This is a genomic window from Paraburkholderia phymatum (assembly GCF_038900715.1).
Lineage (GTDB): Bacteria > Pseudomonadota > Gammaproteobacteria > Burkholderiales > Burkholderiaceae > Paraburkholderia > Paraburkholderia phymatum_A.
The window spans coordinates 280,117-295,381 of sequence record NZ_JAYMRZ010000011.1 but is presented as its reverse complement, the minus strand read 5'-3'; the positions used below and the strand labels follow the sequence as shown (position 1 = coordinate 295,381).

General features: G+C 64.6%; 17 protein-coding genes and 1 tRNA gene. 12 read left to right on the top strand and 6 right to left on the bottom strand.

Annotated features, from left to right (window positions below; genetic code table 11):
* The first annotated feature begins 173 nt into the window (after nucleotides 1–173).
* Complete coding sequence (locus VSR68_RS21685; protein WP_342941783.1) at nucleotides 174–1,304, top strand: enoyl-CoA hydratase/isomerase family protein; 1,131 nt, start codon at nucleotides 174–176, stop codon at nucleotides 1,302–1,304.
* A 140-nt stretch (nucleotides 1,305–1,444) separates the two neighbouring features.
* Here VSR68_RS21685 and VSR68_RS21680 read toward each other — a convergent pair whose 3' ends face one another.
* Nucleotides 1,445–1,864: a hypothetical protein gene (locus tag VSR68_RS21680; protein WP_087739215.1), complete on the bottom strand. Its 420-nt coding sequence runs from the start codon at nucleotides 1,862–1,864 to the stop codon at nucleotides 1,445–1,447.
* Nucleotides 1,865–2,508: 644 nt separating this feature from the next.
* Between VSR68_RS21680 and ssuD the strand changes: the two genes are divergently transcribed.
* The 4 genes from ssuD (at nucleotide 2,509) to VSR68_RS21660 (ending at nucleotide 5,826) form a co-directional block, all read left to right on the top strand.
* Nucleotides 2,509–3,666: an FMNH2-dependent alkanesulfonate monooxygenase gene (gene ssuD / locus VSR68_RS21675; RefSeq protein ID WP_342941782.1), complete on the top strand. Its 1,158-nt coding sequence runs from the start codon at nucleotides 2,509–2,511 to the stop codon at nucleotides 3,664–3,666.
* 63 nt (nucleotides 3,667–3,729) lie between these two features.
* Nucleotides 3,730–4,545, top strand: coding sequence for an aliphatic sulfonate ABC transporter permease SsuC (ssuC, locus tag VSR68_RS21670; protein WP_342941781.1), 816 nt, complete (start codon nucleotides 3,730–3,732; stop codon nucleotides 4,543–4,545).
* A complete protein-coding gene (locus tag VSR68_RS21665; protein ID WP_342941780.1) occupies nucleotides 4,542–5,564 on the top strand; it encodes an ATP-binding cassette domain-containing protein in 1,023 nt (340 codons plus the stop codon). The genes ssuC and VSR68_RS21665 overlap by 4 nt, the downstream gene beginning before the upstream one ends.
* A 46-nt stretch (nucleotides 5,565–5,610) precedes the next feature.
* Nucleotides 5,611–5,826, top strand: a complete 216-nt coding sequence (locus VSR68_RS21660; RefSeq protein WP_087739191.1) for a TOBE domain-containing protein — start codon at nucleotides 5,611–5,613, stop codon at nucleotides 5,824–5,826.
* Between the two features lie 95 nt (nucleotides 5,827–5,921).
* Here the strand turns inward: VSR68_RS21660 and VSR68_RS21655 are convergent, their stop codons facing one another.
* A complete protein-coding gene (locus VSR68_RS21655; protein ID WP_342941779.1) occupies nucleotides 5,922–6,203 on the bottom strand; it encodes a hypothetical protein in 282 nt (93 codons plus the stop codon).
* 281 nt (nucleotides 6,204–6,484) lie between these two features.
* Between VSR68_RS21655 and VSR68_RS21650 the strand changes: the two genes are divergently transcribed.
* Entirely contained in the window at nucleotides 6,485–6,685 is a 201-nt protein-coding gene (locus VSR68_RS21650) for a hypothetical protein (protein WP_342941778.1), read from the top strand.
* Nucleotides 6,686–6,744: 59 nt separating this feature from the next.
* Nucleotides 6,745–6,996 carry a hypothetical protein gene (locus VSR68_RS21645; protein WP_342941777.1) on the top strand — a complete coding sequence of 84 codons (252 nt, stop codon included), beginning with the start codon at nucleotides 6,745–6,747 and terminating at the stop codon, nucleotides 6,994–6,996.
* Nucleotides 6,997–7,289: 293 nt separating this feature from the next.
* On the opposite strand, the gene VSR68_RS21640 is transcribed toward VSR68_RS21645, so the two are convergent.
* Entirely contained in the window at nucleotides 7,290–7,556 is a 267-nt protein-coding gene (locus VSR68_RS21640; protein WP_342934674.1) for a hypothetical protein, read from the bottom strand.
* A gap of 382 nt (nucleotides 7,557–7,938) precedes the next feature.
* Between VSR68_RS21640 and dusA the strand changes: the two genes are divergently transcribed.
* Together dusA and VSR68_RS21630 are read left to right on the top strand one after the other, a co-directional pair.
* The gene (gene dusA / locus VSR68_RS21635) at nucleotides 7,939–8,940 is read left to right on the top strand and encodes a tRNA dihydrouridine(20/20a) synthase DusA (protein ID WP_342941776.1); all 1,002 of its coding nucleotides are present in this window, start codon (nucleotides 7,939–7,941) and stop codon (nucleotides 8,938–8,940) included.
* An 85-nt stretch (nucleotides 8,941–9,025) separates the two neighbouring features.
* A tRNA-His gene (locus VSR68_RS21630) sits at nucleotides 9,026–9,101 on the top strand.
* A gap of 145 nt (nucleotides 9,102–9,246) precedes the next feature.
* Here VSR68_RS21630 and VSR68_RS21625 read toward each other — a convergent pair.
* Nucleotides 9,247–9,459: a DUF3820 family protein gene (locus VSR68_RS21625; protein WP_087735861.1), complete on the bottom strand. Its 213-nt coding sequence runs from the start codon at nucleotides 9,457–9,459 to the stop codon at nucleotides 9,247–9,249.
* 43 nt (nucleotides 9,460–9,502) lie between these two features.
* The gene (locus VSR68_RS21620; protein ID WP_342941775.1) at nucleotides 9,503–10,945 is read right to left on the bottom strand and encodes an MFS transporter; all 1,443 of its coding nucleotides are present in this window, start codon (nucleotides 10,943–10,945) and stop codon (nucleotides 9,503–9,505) included.
* A 159-nt stretch (nucleotides 10,946–11,104) separates the two neighbouring features.
* On the opposite strand from VSR68_RS21620, the gene VSR68_RS21615 reads away from it, so the two are divergent.
* The 3 genes from VSR68_RS21615 to VSR68_RS21605 all read left to right on the top strand — a co-directional run bounded on the left by VSR68_RS21615 (nucleotide 11,105) and on the right by VSR68_RS21605 (nucleotide 14,378).
* Nucleotides 11,105–12,157: an NADP(H)-dependent aldo-keto reductase gene (locus VSR68_RS21615; RefSeq protein WP_342941774.1), complete on the top strand. Its 1,053-nt coding sequence runs from the start codon at nucleotides 11,105–11,107 to the stop codon at nucleotides 12,155–12,157.
* A gap of 430 nt (nucleotides 12,158–12,587) precedes the next feature.
* A complete protein-coding gene (locus VSR68_RS21610) occupies nucleotides 12,588–13,646 on the top strand; it encodes a permease (RefSeq protein WP_342941773.1) in 1,059 nt (352 codons plus the stop codon).
* 309 nt (nucleotides 13,647–13,955) lie between these two features.
* Nucleotides 13,956–14,378, top strand: coding sequence for a hypothetical protein (locus VSR68_RS21605; protein ID WP_087735858.1), 423 nt, complete (start codon nucleotides 13,956–13,958; stop codon nucleotides 14,376–14,378).
* 58 nt (nucleotides 14,379–14,436) lie between these two features.
* Here VSR68_RS21605 and VSR68_RS21600 read toward each other — a convergent pair whose 3' ends face one another.
* Nucleotides 14,437–15,264, bottom strand: a complete 828-nt coding sequence (locus tag VSR68_RS21600; RefSeq protein WP_342941772.1) for an ABC transporter permease — start codon at nucleotides 15,262–15,264, stop codon at nucleotides 14,437–14,439.
* Nucleotide 15,265: the final 1 nt, after the last annotated feature.

Genomic DNA, 15,265 nt, shown 5'->3' with positions numbered 1-15,265 from the left:
AAAAGCCCGCGCAGAACGCCTGCGGCGCGGTAAAACGAAGCGGAACGACCATCTTCATGGTTATTCAGAAAGTTTACGCATGCTCAACCGCGCTCAGTCGCGTTTACACGGCTTGATCAGCATTGCCCTAACGTGTGTGCCGCACATCCATTCAACCGCCTTTCGTACGAACCATGTCGACATCCGAATCGCGCAGTGCCTCCGACGAACTCATCGCCTATGTCGCCAACCGCATTGGCTTCATCGAACTGAACCGGCCGAAGGCGCTCAACGCGCTGTCGCTCGGCATGATGCGCGCGATGCATGCGGCGCTCGATCAATGGCGCGACGATCCCGGCGTGCTCGCCGTCGTCGTGCGCAGCACGAGCGAGCGCGCGTTCTGCGCGGGCGGCGACATCCGCTACCTGTACGAGTCGTTCCGGCGCGGCGACCGCGAAGCCGTCGATACCTTCTTCATCGACGAATACCGGCTCGATCATGCGATCTTCGCGTACACGAAGCCCTATATCGCGTTCATGAACGGCGTCGTGATGGGCGGCGGGATGGGTATTTCGCAGGGCGCGCACCGCACGGGCGGCCTGCGCGTCGTGACGTCGTCGACGCGCATGGCGATGCCCGAGACGCGCATCGGTCTCTTTCCCGATGTCGGCGCGGGATGGTTTCTCGCGCGCACGCCGGGCGCGATCGGCCGCTATCTGGCCGTGACGGGCGAGACCATCGGCGCCGCCGATGCGCTCTACGCGGGCCTCGCCGACGCGTACCTGCCCGACGATGCGATCCCCGCGCTGATCGACCGGCTCAAGACTCAGAGCTTCGAGCAGGGCGCGGACGTCGTTGCGTGCGTCGAGCGCGAGGCGCAGTTCCACAAGGTCGTGCCCATGCCCGACATCTCGCCGCTCGCCGACGCGCGCGCGTTGATCGACAGGCACTTTGCGTTGCGCGACGTCGCGCAGATCGTCCGCTCGCTCGATCTCGAAGCCGATTGCGCGAGCGCTGACTGGGCCGAGCAGACGGCGGCCGTGCTGCGCGAGCGCTCGCCGCTGTCGATGGCCGTTTCGCTCGAAGTGGTGACGCGCGCCGAAGGGACGATGGCCGAATGTCTGCGGCGCGATCTGGATCTGACGCGCTCGTCGTTCGAACGGGGCGACGCGCCGGAAGGCATCCGCGCGCGCATCGTCGACAAGGACAACAAGCCCGAGTGGCGCTTTGCGCGTGTCGAAGACGTGACGCGCGCGGACGTCGAGAAGATGTTCGAGAGCCCGTGGCCCGCGCACGAGCATCCGTTGCGCGATCTGCTGGGCTGAGGCCAACGCAGATCGGGACAACACGCGGGCCGTGACCAGAACGCAGGCCCGAAGAGAATTCAGGCCGTGACCAGAGCGCAGGCCCGAAGAGAATTCAGGCCGTGACCAGAGCGCGGGCCCGAACAAAAAACTCAGCCGTCTCAGTCCTCGGCTGTCATGAAGGCGCGCATGAACACGAGCGCGCCCCATCCCCACATCGCATTCGATGCGAAGCCGAGCGCGAGGCGCGGCAGCATGTTGCCCGTCGGCCAGATGCCGCGAATGGGATCGACGACGAACACGGTCGCCGCCGTCAGCACGATCCCGCCGAATACGAATGCGGGAATCCACGGCGCGGGGCGCTCGGGCGACACGCGCAGCAGCCACGCCATCAGCACGGCCCACACGGAACTCCAGATTGCGTTTGCGATGAATTCGGGCAGGCCGATGGGAGCGAATGGCGCCGTCGAAAACCCTGTCGGGTCGATGAGACCCGCCGCGTGCAGGAGCGCGAGCGTCGACTCGTGAAAGAACAGCGACGCGAGAAAGCCGGACACAAACGGCAGGATGATTTTTTGCATGCTTGACAGCGTCGGTCGCCGGGCGTCGACGACAAAGTGCTACGCCCGCACAGGTTGATCGGGATCGAGCGCCATTATATCGGCGGCGCGCTGCTGTTTTGGTACGAACACGCGCGGAACATGCGGCAACGATGCGCGCGCGACGTATGCTGCGGCGTCAGGTAAATCACGAAAGTGGAAAACCTAAGCTCAAAAAAATCGTTCAAAAGAAAGCGCGCGATCCATAGACTCTTTTTCCATGCAGACGGCGGCGGCGTGCTCAGAACGCACGCGCTGCCGACGGGTTAACACGCCGCGCATTGCGTGCGCGTTCAACGTGATTCACATGAGAGAAGCTGTCGCGATGTCCGATCCGATGCCGATTCGCGCGTGCCCAGCCGCTTCGTGCGCGGCACGCGATCCATGCGTCGCGCGCAGGCCGCCGCGCTGTTGCCGCTGACGCGCTCTTGCGCGGTTATTTCTTCACACGGTCTTATCCGTTTCCCCGTTCGGTTCGATGCGCCGCCTCGCGCGCGGCGACGCGCGGCCACGTCCGTTCAAAACGCGGCCACGCAGTCACGCAAGCGCGAAAGCAGGCGCGCGACGCAACCGGCGAGCCTCGGCATCGACTGACATCAACTCGAACAAACGCAGGAGAGCAGCCCATGAATGTGTTCTGGTTCATTCCGACTCACGGCGACAGCCGCTATCTCGGCACGTCGCAAGGCGCGCGCGCGGCCGACTACGACTACTTCCGGCAGATCGCCGTTGCCGCGGACACGCTCGGCTACGAAGGCGTGCTGCTGCCGACGGGCCGTTCGTGCGAAGACGCATGGGTCGTCGCATCGAGCCTGATTCCCGTCACGCAGCGGCTCAAGTTTCTGGTCGCGATCCGGCCGGGCATCGCGTCGCCGGGACTGTCGGCGCGCATGGCGGCGACTCTCGACCGGCTGTCGGGCGGGCGTCTGCTGATCAACGTCGTGACGGGCGGCGATGCCGCCGAGCTGGAAGGCGACGGACTTTTCGTCGATCACGACACGCGTTACGAAATCACCGACGAATTCCTGCGCATCTGGCGCGGCCTGCTGACGAGCGCACACGGCGGCGAAGCGGTCGACTTCATCGGCAAGCATCTGAAGTCGAAGGGCGGCAAGCTGCTGTATCCGCCCGTGCAGAATCCGCATCCGCCGCTGTGGTTCGGCGGATCGTCGCCTGCTGCGCACGAGATGGCGGGCGAGCACATCGACACGTATCTGACCTGGGGCGAGCCGCCCGAAGCCGTCGCGAAGAAGATCGCGGACATTCGCGCGCGTGCCGCGCAGCATGGCCGCAAGATCAGATTCGGCATCCGTCTGCATGTGATCGTGCGCGAGACGGAAGACGAAGCGTGGGCCGCCGCCGACAAGCTCATCAGCAAGCTCGACGACGACACGATCGCTCGTGCGCAGGCCTCGTTCGCGAAGATGGATTCCGAAGGCCAGCGGCGCATGGCCGCGTTGCACGGCGGCAAGCGCGGCACGCGCCAGGAACTGGAGGTCTATCCGAACCTGTGGGCGGGCGTGGGGCTCGTGCGCGGCGGCGCGGGCACGGCGCTCGTCGGCAGCCCGGAGCAGGTCGTCGCGCGCATGCAGGAATACGCGGACCTCGGGATCGAGACGTTCATCCTGTCCGGCTATCCGCATCTCGAAGAGTCGTACCGCTTCGCCGAACTCGTGTTCCCGCTGCTGCCCGGCCGTCAGCGCACGAGCGCGAGCGGTCCGTTGTCGGGGCCGTTCGGCGAGATCGTCGGCAACAACTATGTGCCGAAGACGGCGCAAAGCTAGACCTGATCTGACGCATGCGGACGACGCGCGATCGAACGCATCGTCCGCGCAAAGGAGTCGTTTATGCCGACTGTTTCTGGCAAGGACATCGCGAGCCCCGCATTCGCGCGGCTCGCGCACAAGGCGGCGCCGTGGATCGTGCCGCTCGTCATCCTCATCGCATGGGAACTCGCCGCGCGCAGCGGCGTGCTGTCGACGCGCGTGCTGCCCGAGCCGCTCGCCGTCGTGAAGGCCGCATGGTCGCTGATCGAGTCGGGCGAGATGTGGGCCGACGTGAAGGTGAGCACGTGGCGCGCGGTGTCGGGATTCGCGATCGGCGGCGGCATTGGCTTCGTGCTCGGGCTCGCGACGGGTCTCTTCAAGCCCGTCGATATCGCGCTCGACACGACCGTGCAGATGATCCGCAACATCCCCGCGCTCGCGATGATTCCGCTCGTGATCCTTTGGTTCGGCATCGAGGAAGAGGCGAAGGTGTTTCTCGTCGCGCTCGGCGTGTTCTTTCCGATCTACGTGAACACGTACCACGGCATTCGTTCCGTCGACGCCAATCTGATCGAAATGGCGCGCAGCTACGGCGTGAAGGGATTCGCGCTGTATCGCGACGTGATCCTGCCGGGCGCGCTGCCGTCGATTCTCGTCGGCGCGCGCTTCGCGTTCGGGCTGATGTGGGTCACGCTGATCGTCGCGGAAACGATCTCTGCGCAATCGGGCATCGGCTACATGACGATGAACGCGCGCGAGTTTCTGCAAACGGATGTGGTCGTGGTCGGCATTCTGCTGTACGCGGCGCTCGGCAAGCTCGCCGACATGCTCGCGAAAGGGCTCGAGCGTGCGTCGTTGCGCTGGCATCCCGCTTATCAGCAAGGAGTGAAAGCATGAGCGCAAGCACATTGCCGGCATCGTTCGGCGGCGCCGCGCGCGGCGATCTCGAAGCACAACGACAGCAGCCGCGCGCGCATGAACGCGGATCGAATGAAACAGCGGCTGCCGCTATCGACACTGTCGAGCGCGATGCGAATGCGCTGCATGACGCGACGGACCGTTCGCGCGGCGCCGACGCGCTCGCGTTGCGCAAGAGCGTACACGACGCGATCGATGCATCCGTCGAACTGCGCGGCGTCGGCAAGCGCTATGGCGAGCGCGCGGTGCTCGCGGACTTCGATTTGTCGATCGAACGCGGCAGTTTCGTGTCGATCGTCGGGCGCAGCGGCTGCGGCAAGTCGACGTTGCTGCGGCTGATCGCCGGTCTCGAAGCGCCGACCTCGGGCACGCTCGACAAGCGCGGGGACGGCTCGCAGCCGTTCGACACGCGGATCATGTTTCAGGATGCGCGTCTCTTGCCATGGAAGACGGTGCTGCAGAACGTGATGCTCGGCCTTGGCCGTTCATCGCGCGACGATGCGCGTGCGGTGCTCGCCGAAGTCGGTCTGCTCGATCGCGCGAACGACTGGCCCGCGCAGTTGTCGGGCGGCCAGCGGCAGCGCGTCGCGCTGGCTCGCGCGCTCGTGCATCGCCCGCAACTGCTGCTGCTCGACGAGCCGCTCGGCGCGCTCGACGCGTTGACCCGCATCGAAATGCACGCGCTGATCGAACGGCTGTGGCGCGAGCATCGCTTCACCGCGCTGCTCGTCACGCACGACGTGCAGGAGGCTGTCGCGCTCGGCGACCGCATTCTGCTGATCGAAGACGGCCGGATCGCGCTCGATCAGCGGGTGCCGCTCGCGCGTCCGAGAGAGAGGGCGTCGGCGGCGTTCGCGAAGCTCGAAGAGCGCGTCTTGCAGCGCGTGATGAGAACGCGCGCGCTGCATGAGTCTGCGGCACACGATGCGGGCGCGCTCAGCGAACCGGTCAGCGAATCGGTCAGCGTGCATCCGCGCGACGTCCGCTGGGCGGTGTGAGCGCTGGCCGCTGGAACCTCTTTATCCACTCACGGAGCCATCCGATATGAGCATTTCCGCCATCAACGTACGTAACCAGTTCAAAGGCAAAGTGAAGGAGATCATCCGGGGACCCGTCGTGTCGGAAGTCGACGTCGACACGCCGTTCGGCGTCGTCACGTCGGTGATCACGACACGCTCGATCGACGAGCTCGAACTGAAGGTCGGCGCGGAAGTCGTCGCGCTCGTGAAGTCGACGGAGGTGTCGCTCGCCAGGCTGTGAGCGCCAGAGCGTGTGAGCGGCGCGGCGACCGCTTCGTGCGTGCCGCGTGACGCGCGCCGTCCACGCTTCCCGCGCCGGCGACATGCGACGCCGCACTATTTCGCGTTCGTCGCGCTGGCGGGCGGGTTGTGCATCATCTTGTCGTTAGTCGGCTTGCGCGGCTTCTTGACGGGCATGTTGTCGGGATTGGTCGCGCTCGCGGTGCCCGACGCTGCCGGGGGCGGGGGCCTGACCATCGGCGCGCTGGATTCGGACGCCGCACTCTGCGCGAGCGCTGTCCCCGCAACGCCTGCGGACGCTGCGAGCAAGACGGCCGCGCCGATCCGCGTGAGTGTCTTCCACCCGAATGGCCTGGGCGTGTTGATCGTGTGAATCATCGCGTTCTCCATGCTGTTTCTTTTTGACTCCGTTGCGACGGGCGTGCCAGCCGGCGCGCGGCGTGTGCCGTTCTCGTGTAGACCGCGTCCTTGCGTGGAAATTCTGCGTATTTGCGCGGTATCGGACCCTGTATGGCCCCTTTGCATCGGTGTGTCCCGTCGGCGCCGCGCATCCGGCAATCCCGGCTGGAAGTGCTAGCATGAATTGAGCGATGGATTGAGCGCCGAAGGGCGCATCGCCAGACGGGCGGTGAGTCGCCAGCGCGCGTGCGGAGGCTGCGATGACGAAATCCCTGAGTACGGATGCAATCGATATCTTGCGGCAACTGAACGATGTCGGGACGGGTCAGGCGCCGCCTGCCGTCGAGCCCTTCGTCGAAAAGGAATTGCTGGGCGCGGGGCTGGTGGCGAAATCGTCGAAGGGCGCGGGTGTCGAAATCACCTGTGACGGCAGAAAGTACCTGTCCGGCGATTGCGACTGAGCGCGGGCGCAAGCCGGCACTAATCGACACTGCGGACACTGCGGAAAGAGGGAGGCGCGATGGAGCCGAAAGGCATCGACATGGGCGACTACCAGGAACGCTACAAGGACTTCGATATGGAGGTCGCCGTCGAGCAGGTGCTGACGGGCGTGAAGGCGCATTTCCGCGTGCTCAAGGGCGATGCGGTGATGCTGGACTGGCGGCTCGTGCATATCGACCGCTTCTGGCCGACGGAGCACGCCGCTGCCGAAGCGGGATTTCAGGCGGCGCGCGAAGCGATCAACACCGAGTTGCTTGCCGCCGGCGGATAAGTCCGGCGTCAGATTCGATCGCGCAAAAAACAAAGCCGGATGCTCCGTGGAGAACATCCGGCTGGACCGCACCTGCAACAACAGACTGCGTGGTACTACAGGGTACGGCAACTGCGTGGTACTTCGAACTGCACCATCAACGGCACTTCCTGACTGCTACTTCTTGACTGCTTCGACTGCGGTACTGCCACTTCTGGAACTGCACTACAACTACCGGTTACTGCCAGAACTGCGTACTACCTGTGCTGCGTGGTACTGCCTGCTACGAAAGCTGCTGCCCGTCCAGCTTCGGCTTAGTGGCCGAAGAACACCGAGCCCGGGCCCGTTTGCGGCTCATGCTTGCCGCCTTGCGACGAACCGTTTTGCACGCCGCCATACGCGACGTTGGCTTGCTGTGCCTGTTCCGCTGCCAGCGTCTGTGCGCTCTGGCCTTGCTGCGAAGCCGGCGCGCCGACCGTCGGGTTGTAATGCGGAGCCGGACCGTAGCCGCTTGCGAAAGCGGGAGCAGCCAGCGTGGCGGAAGCGGCGATCAGAACTGCGGCGATAAGCTTGGTCTTCATGGTGAACTCTCCGATATTTGATTCAGTAAGGCGTTGCGTCGTGCTTGGGTCTGTTCGCAACGTCGATGGAATGCAGTGTATACCCCTACTATCGATTCTTTGTGCCGATAATTTGAAATTACTATTCTTCGATCCGGAACAATGCTGAGACGTCCGTCCGGCGGGGATTTCGCGTGTATGCGCCCTGATAATCCGCGCTTATCGCTCGGAAAAACCTCATGTAAATCACGGGCTTCCGGGGTTGTTGCGACGCGAAACGAGGGGCGGGAGGCCGGCTTGCGGTAAAATGAGCGGTTTGGTTCTTACGCGTCGGCCTTGGTTCTTACGCATCTGTCGTTCGCCTTCGCGTTTCCTTCGTCGTTTTCGTCCTGTCTGCTGCCCCATGTCTTCGAAGCCCACTGCCAGTCCCCGCCGCGTGTCCGTCGCGCCGATGATGGACTGGACCGATCGCCACTGCCGCTCGTTCCACCGCACGCTGTCGCGGCACACCTGGCTGTATACGGAGATGGTGACGACGGGGGCACTGATTCATGGCGACGTCGAGCGCCATCTGGCGTTTACGGCCGACGAGGCGCCCGTCGCGCTGCAGCTCGGCGGCAGCGAGCCTGACGATCTGGCGCGCTCGGCGAAGCTCGGCGAGCAATGGGGTTACGACGAGATCAATCTGAACTGCGGCTGCCCGTCGGAGCGCGTGCAGCGCGGCGCATTCGGCGCGTGTCTGATGAACGAGCCGCAGCTCGTCGCCGATTGCGTGAAAGCGATGCGCGATGTGGTCTCGGTGCCCGTCACGGTGAAGCATCGGATCGGCGTCGATGCCGTGGAGGATTACGCGTTCGTGCGCGACTTCGTCGGTACGATCGCCGAGGCCGGCTGCGATGTGTTCATCGTGCATGCGCGCAATGCGATCCTCAAAGGTCTGAGCCCGAAAGAGAATCGTGAGATTCCGCCGCTCAAATACGAGTACGCGTATCGCTTGAAGCGGGACTTTCCGCAACTCGAGATCATCATCAACGGCGGCATCAAGACGCTGGATGAAGTCGATGCGCACCTACAGCACGTCGATGGCGTGATGCTCGGGCGTGAGGCGTATCACAACCCGTACGTGCTCGCGGAAGTCGATGCGCGTTTCTACGGCTCGACGCAGCCCGCGCCGACACGCGAGGAAGTGGAAGCGAAGCTGATCGAGTACTGTCGCGCCGAGCTGGCGCGCGGCACGTATCCCGGCGCGATCGTGCGTCACGCGCTGGGGCTGTATCGCGGCGTCGCGGGTTCGCGCGGATGGCGGCGCGTCTTATCGGACAGCAAAAAGCTGGCTGCGCGTGATCTTGCGATTTTCGACGAGGCGCGACAGCATTTGCGCGAGCCCAGCGAAATGTTTGAATAAAGGGCTTTGCAAATACGATTCGTGTTTGTATAATCTCGCTTCTTCGTTGCTGAGCAACATTCAGCGGCGAAGGTGTAGGGCAGTGGTGGCTGTAGCTCAGTTGGTAGAGTCCAGGATTGTGATTCCTGTCGTCGTGGGTTCGAGTCCCATCAGCCACCCCAGAGAATTCAGCAGCATCAAGAAACGGCACGGCGAAAATCGCGGTGCCGTTTTTGTTTTGGGGTCCCTTTTCTCAAGGCCTATCGCATTCGATGCAGCGCATCGATCTTCGAACGATCCCACGCTCGTCACACGCACAAACGCCGTTCACTTCTTCCTCAACGGCTCCAGCAAGCTCTTCAAGCCGTTGTGATCGATTTCATGCATTAACGCCAGCAGCCGCCCGATCTCGCCGGGCGGAAATCCTTCGCGTGCGAACCAGTTGAGGTAGTGCCCCGGCAGATCGGCGATCACGCGCCCTTTGTACTTGCCATACGGCATCACTCGCGTCACGAGCAATTCGAACTGTTCGACATTCATCGCCAAATCGCATTCAAACAAAGACAAAGACAAGGCACATCGCTCACGTCCGTTCCCGACGATGCCCGCTCACATGCGCGCCCGCATCGCGCTCGAGACCGAACACATCCAGAATCGCAAACAGCCCGACGACAGCCACCAGCAGGAACGCGACGCTGAAATCGGCGGCCGTCACCGACCGCGCATCGTGTCCATGCAGCCACGCGGCGAGCCGCATCGCGATCGCGCCGAGCGCGACACCCATCCCCATCGTCATCTGCGTGAGCGTGCTGGATAGCGTCGATGCGCCGTTCATCTGCGGCTTCGGCACATCGGCGAAGCTGAGCGTATTGACGGCCGTGAATTGCAGCGAGCGCGACAGGCCGCTCGCGAACAGCACGATACTCGTCAGCGCGAGCGGCGTCGAGGCTGTCAGCAGGCTCATCGCCGCAATGCTCAGCGCCGCGAGCGCGCCGTTCACGAGCAGTACCGATCGAAAGCCGAAGCGCCGCATCACGGGTGTCGTCACGAGCTTCATCGACAGATTGCCCGCGAACACCACGAGCGTCAGCAGGCCCGACTGGAACGCGTTCATTCCGAAGCCGAGCTGAAACATCAGCGGCAGCAGAAACGGCACCGCGCTGATCGACACGCGAAAGAGCGATCCGCCGCCCATCGCGACGGCAAACGTCTTCACGCGAAACGCGGAAAGGTCGACGACGGGGTGCGGACTGCGGCGCAGATGAAGCAGCGCGGCCACACCCGCCGCGAGGCCGCCCGCGAGAAACGCGAGCGCTTCGCGCCACGGCGCGTCCGAGCGGCCGAGCAGTTCCATCGCGTACATGACAGCCGTGCCCGCGATGCCGCACAGCACGAAGCCGGCGCTGTCGAACGGGCGCTTCTGCGTGTCGCGCGCCGCGCCGATGAAGCGCCACGCGAGCACGATGCCGACGATGCCGAGCGGCAGATTCAGATAGAAGATCCAGCGCCACGATGAGTAAGTCGTGATGAAGCCGCCAAGCGGCGGTCCCAGGACGGGCGCGACGAGCCCCGGCCACGTGATGATCGAAATCGCGCGCATGAGGTCGTCTTTGGGCGTCGTGCGCAAAACGGCGAGCCGTCCGACGGGCACCATCATCGCGCCGCCGATGCCCTGCACGATGCGCGCCGCCGTGAATTCGACGAGCCCGTCGGTCATCCCGCATGCGACGGACGCGGCAGTGAACACCGCGAGCGCGGCCGTGAACACGTTGCGCACGCCGAAGCGGTCGGCGGCCCAGCCGCTGATCGGGATGAACACGGCGAGCGTCAGCAGATACGACGTGATGCCGATCGACAGATCGACGGCATGCACGCCGAACGAGCGCGCCATCTGCGGCAACGCGGTGGCGATGATCGTGCCGTCGAGGTTCTCCATGAAGAACGCCGCGGCGACGAGCGTGACGATCAGCGACTGCCGCCTGTCCGCAGGACCGGACCGCGCAGTCGGTGTATCTGACATCGACATGACACTCCGAAGGTTGTAAGCGCATCGAAACCGGCCGCATTGCGTCGCGGCCAACCGACATTCTAGCCACGCACGCGTTTTGCGCGGACGTGGTAATTTCGCCCCTTGTCGTTTTGTCACCCGACAAGACCAGCATTAAAGGAAGAGGGGAACAGTTCGATGGAATATCGCAGACTCGGCGATACGGATGTGCAGGTCAGCCTGATCGGTCTCGGCACCATGACGTGGGGCGAGCAGAACACGGAGCGCGACGCGCACGCGCAGATCGATTACGCGCTCGACCAGGGCATCACGCTGATCGACGCCGCCGAAATGTACCCCGTGCCGCCGCGTGCTGAAACGCAGGGCTCGACGGAGCGCTACATCGGCACATGGATCGCGCAGCATCGCAGCGCGCGCGACAGGATCGTGCTCGCGACGAAGATCGCCGGCCCCGCGCGCCAGCCGCACAATCCACGTCACATTCGCGGCGAGGGCAACCAGTTCGATCGCAAGAATCTCACCGAGGCGCTGCACGACAGCCTCAAGCGCCTGCAGACGGACTACGTCGACCTGTATCAGCTGCACTGGCCCGATCGCAGCACGATGACGTTCGGCCGGCCCGCGTATCCGTGGATCGACGATGCGTACACCGTGCCCATCGAAGAGACGCTTTCCGTGCTCGCCGACTTCGTGAAGGAAGGGAAGGTCCGTCATATCGGCGTGTCGAACGAGACGCCATGGGGCGTCGCGCAATTCCTGCGCGCGTCGGAGAAGCTCGGCTTGCCGCGCATCGCGTCGATCCAGAACCCGTATAGCCTGCTGAACCGCACGTTCGAATCGGGGCTCTCGGAGTTCTCGCATCGCGAGCATGTCGGTCTGCTCGCGTATTCGCCGCTCGCGTTCGGCTGGCTGTCGGGCAAGTACGAAGGCGGCGCGCGTCCGGCAGGCGCGCGCATCTCGCTGTTCGAGCGCTTCCAGCGCTATAGCAAGCCGCAAGCCATCCAGGCGACGTCGCGCTACGTCGAACTCGCGAAGCGCCACGGCCTGTCGCCCGCGCAATTCGCGCTCGCGTTCGTCAACAGCCGGCCGTTCGTGACGAGCAATCTGATCGGCGCAACGTCGCTCGATCAGCTGAAGGAGAACATTGCGAGCGTCGACGTGAAGCTGTCGCCGGAAGCGCTCGCCGAGATCGACGCGCTGCACGAATTGCAGCCGAATCCGGCGCCCTGAACGCTTCGTTTAGTTTTTAATGTTTTAGTGTTTAGTGCGCCGCGGCATGCGTGTCGCGGTGCAGCGCACTCATCGAGCGACTGGATCGCCAGACCAAAAAGACACGCGCGGCGGCACATCGCCGTGCAAACTCGCGTACGATAGCGCGCTTGCCCATTTTCAAGCGCTTTCACGGGCCTTCACGCGCCTTCGCGACACCGGCTCGCACACCGGCCGCCGCATCCGACCTTAGCTCGACAGCCGCTTGCGCGCTCCGCGTGATGTGCGCGACGCCGCGCACCCAATCCTGTGCATGGGCCGCGCGCGGCATACAATGCACGATGCTGACCTTGCACGCGCCGAACGGACGGGCACCGGCGCGATCCTGGCGATACACCCGGGCGAAATCCAGGCGAAATCCAAGCGAAATCCAAGCGAACCGACCACGACGATGAACACCTCGCGCTCCACCACTCCGATCGCCGCCTCGACATGGCCGATTTTCGTGCTGCTCGCCATTGCCGGGCTTTTCTACGTCAAATGGTTTCCGTATTACAACCGCGCGTTCGTCGCGGCGTCGACGCATTCGATCGGCGCGTCGATCCTGATGGGCAGCGCGGCGAGTCCGCCCACGCCGTCGTGGAGCGCGGCGCTCGGCTACGCGCTCGCCTACGGCAAGGCAATATGGCAGGCGATGGTGCTCGGCCTGCTGCTCGGCTCGGCCGTGCAGGCGCTGTTGCCCGCGCACTGGGTCGCGCGACTGCTCGGCAAGACGGGATTCGGCAGCGTCGCGGCGGGCGGCTTGCTCTCGTTGCCCGGCATGATGTGCACGTGCTGCGCGGCGCCCGTCGTCGCGGGATTGCGCGAGCGGCAGGCGTCGCCCGGCGGCGCGATCGCGTTCTGGCTCGGCAATTCGGTGCTGAATCCGGCGACGCTCGTCTTCATGGGCTTCGTGCTCGGCTGGCAGTGGGCCGGGCTGCGCGTCGTGCTCGGCGCCGCGATGGTGTTCGGGCTCGGCTATCTGGTGAACCGTCTCGTCAGCCCAACCGAAGCGCAAGCGGCCGATGCGCGCCTGGTCGAGCTCGTCGACGAGCAGCGCTCGGGCAGTCCGTTCGTCCGCTGGGTCACGATCTTCGTGCGGATGGCCGTGCGCCTCGTGCCGGAGTACATCGTGCTCGTCCTGCTGCTCGGCGCGGCGCGCGCGTGGCTCTTCCCGCACGTGAGCCCGGCGATCGGCAACGAATTCGTGTGGATCGTCGCGCTGGCCGTCGCCGGCATGCTGTTCGTGATCCCGACGGCGGGCGAAGTGCCCATTATCCAGGCGATGCTGTCGCTCGGCATGGGCGTCGGTCCGGCCGGCGCGCTGCTGATGACGCTGCCGCCCATCAGCGTGCCGTCGCTGGCGATGCTCGCGCGCTCGTTCCGTCCGCGCGTGCTGACGATCGTGGCCGTTTCGGTGGTCGGCTTCGGGATCGTCGGCGGGCTGCTGGCCGTGGCGTTGCGATTCTGACGAATCGCTTGCCATCAAACCCGGCGTCGTTGTGCCGAATCTCGACCTAAACTGGGAAACAGGGAGCTGGTGCGCGGTCTGCTGCGTGGCAAGGTGCATACGGCGCATACGGCGCGCGGCGAGTGGTACGATGGCGCCCCTTGAAGCTGGCTAGCGTGAAAAATGCGAGAAAGTGCGCACCAATGCGTAGCAATGGCGCGATAGTCGCGTATCGCTCGTGAAGCAGTGTGGCAATTCGCGGACATTGCTGCGCGGCAGCGCAACAGCAAAGCGGTGAACAACCGCCAATCAGTCAATCCAGGACAACGCATGGCCCAACAAAAGACCAATCCGAAACTCGAGCAGGCGCTGACGCGCGGGGATCTCGCTATCCGTCAGGCGAACTCGGCGCGCGCGACGGCAGTGCTGCGTGCACTAGGCAAGATGATCATCGACGCATCGGCGACGATCGGCGTCGAGGCACACACGTCGATTCCCGACGGCGACCGCATTTACGATCCCGTCGAAGGCCTGTGGCCGCAGGCGTTGCTGGTCTCGCTCGATGGCCCCGTCGAAGAAGCCGACCCCGAAGAGTTGCGCACGATCCGCCTGCGCTCCGACGATCCGGGCACGATGTTCCGCGTCGAGTGGCATCGCGCGGACGGCAAGATCGGGCGTCAGGAAGGCGGCCCGTTTGCGACCGTCGAATTCATCTCCGACGTCGACGTGCCGTGGTCGGACGACGAAGAGTGATCTGATTCGATCTGCCCGAGGGCGCCGCGCGTGGGTCAATAGCCTGCGCGCGGCGCCCTTAGCGCATCATCCGTCGGCGGAACAGCACCGCCGACACGCAGAACGGCACCACCACATACGCGGCCAGCACGGCCACGTGCAATGCGGCATCGTCGAGCGGACGCGCAAGCATCGCCGGCCGGATCAGGTCCACCGCATGCGCGAGCGGCAGCAGTTGCGCCGCCGTTTGCGCGGCGGGCGGCAACTGCGAGAGCGGGAAGAACACGCCCGACAGCAGCAGCATCGGCGTCAACACCAGCGTCTGATAAAACATGAAGAAATCGTACGACGGCGCGAGCGCCGTCACGATCATCGCGGTGCTGGCGAACGCGAGACCCGCGAGCACGATCACGGGCAGCGCGAGCAGCATCGACGGAAAGCTTGCGTAGCCGAGCGCACCCGCCACCAGCATGATCGCGACGCCGGACAGGACGGCTTTGCTGCCCGCCCACACGACCTCGCCGAGCACGATGTCGCCGAGCGTGAGCGGCGTGTGCATGATCGCTTCCCACGTGCGCTGAACGTGCATCCGCGAAAAGCCCGAATACATCGATTCGAAGCTCGCCGACATCATCACGCTCGACGGGACCGTGCCCGCCGCGAGAAACGCGATGTACGACACGCCGTCGACATGTCCGACCATCAGCCCGAGTCCGAAGCCGAGCCCGAACAGATAGATCATCGGATCGGCGAGATTGCCGAACATCGATGCGAGCGCGAGCTTGCGCCATACCAGATAGTTGCGCCGCCACACGGCAATCCAGTTGACGGCGTTCGCCGGCAGCGCGGCGAAGCGCTCGCGCATCGGCTCGGTATGTTCGGGGGTGTCGTATGTGCGTGCGTCCATT

Coding starts and splice junctions, on each gene's coding strand:
- VSR68_RS21685 (WP_342941783.1), top strand. CDS start 174: ATGTCGACATCCGAATCGCGCAGTGCCTCCGACGAACTCATCGCCTAT.
- VSR68_RS21680 (WP_087739215.1), bottom strand. CDS start 1,864: ATGCAAAAAATCATCCTGCCGTTTGTGTCCGGCTTTCTCGCGTCGCTG.
- ssuD (WP_342941782.1), top strand. CDS start 2,509: ATGAATGTGTTCTGGTTCATTCCGACTCACGGCGACAGCCGCTATCTC.
- ssuC (WP_342941781.1), top strand. CDS start 3,730: ATGCCGACTGTTTCTGGCAAGGACATCGCGAGCCCCGCATTCGCGCGG.
- VSR68_RS21665 (WP_342941780.1), top strand. CDS start 4,542: ATGAGCGCAAGCACATTGCCGGCATCGTTCGGCGGCGCCGCGCGCGGC.
- VSR68_RS21660 (WP_087739191.1), top strand. CDS start 5,611: ATGAGCATTTCCGCCATCAACGTACGTAACCAGTTCAAAGGCAAAGTG.
- VSR68_RS21655 (WP_342941779.1), bottom strand. CDS start 6,203: ATGATTCACACGATCAACACGCCCAGGCCATTCGGGTGGAAGACACTC.
- VSR68_RS21650 (WP_342941778.1), top strand. CDS start 6,485: ATGACGAAATCCCTGAGTACGGATGCAATCGATATCTTGCGGCAACTG.
- VSR68_RS21645 (WP_342941777.1), top strand. CDS start 6,745: ATGGAGCCGAAAGGCATCGACATGGGCGACTACCAGGAACGCTACAAG.
- VSR68_RS21640 (WP_342934674.1), bottom strand. CDS start 7,556: ATGAAGACCAAGCTTATCGCCGCAGTTCTGATCGCCGCTTCCGCCACG.
- dusA (WP_342941776.1), top strand. CDS start 7,939: ATGTCTTCGAAGCCCACTGCCAGTCCCCGCCGCGTGTCCGTCGCGCCG.
- VSR68_RS21625 (WP_087735861.1), bottom strand. CDS start 9,459: ATGAATGTCGAACAGTTCGAATTGCTCGTGACGCGAGTGATGCCGTAT.
- VSR68_RS21620 (WP_342941775.1), bottom strand. CDS start 10,945: ATGTCGATGTCAGATACACCGACTGCGCGGTCCGGTCCTGCGGACAGG.
- VSR68_RS21615 (WP_342941774.1), top strand. CDS start 11,105: ATGGAATATCGCAGACTCGGCGATACGGATGTGCAGGTCAGCCTGATC.
- VSR68_RS21610 (WP_342941773.1), top strand. CDS start 12,588: ATGAACACCTCGCGCTCCACCACTCCGATCGCCGCCTCGACATGGCCG.
- VSR68_RS21605 (WP_087735858.1), top strand. CDS start 13,956: ATGGCCCAACAAAAGACCAATCCGAAACTCGAGCAGGCGCTGACGCGC.
- VSR68_RS21600 (WP_342941772.1), bottom strand. CDS start 15,264: ATGGACGCACGCACATACGACACCCCCGAACATACCGAGCCGATGCGC.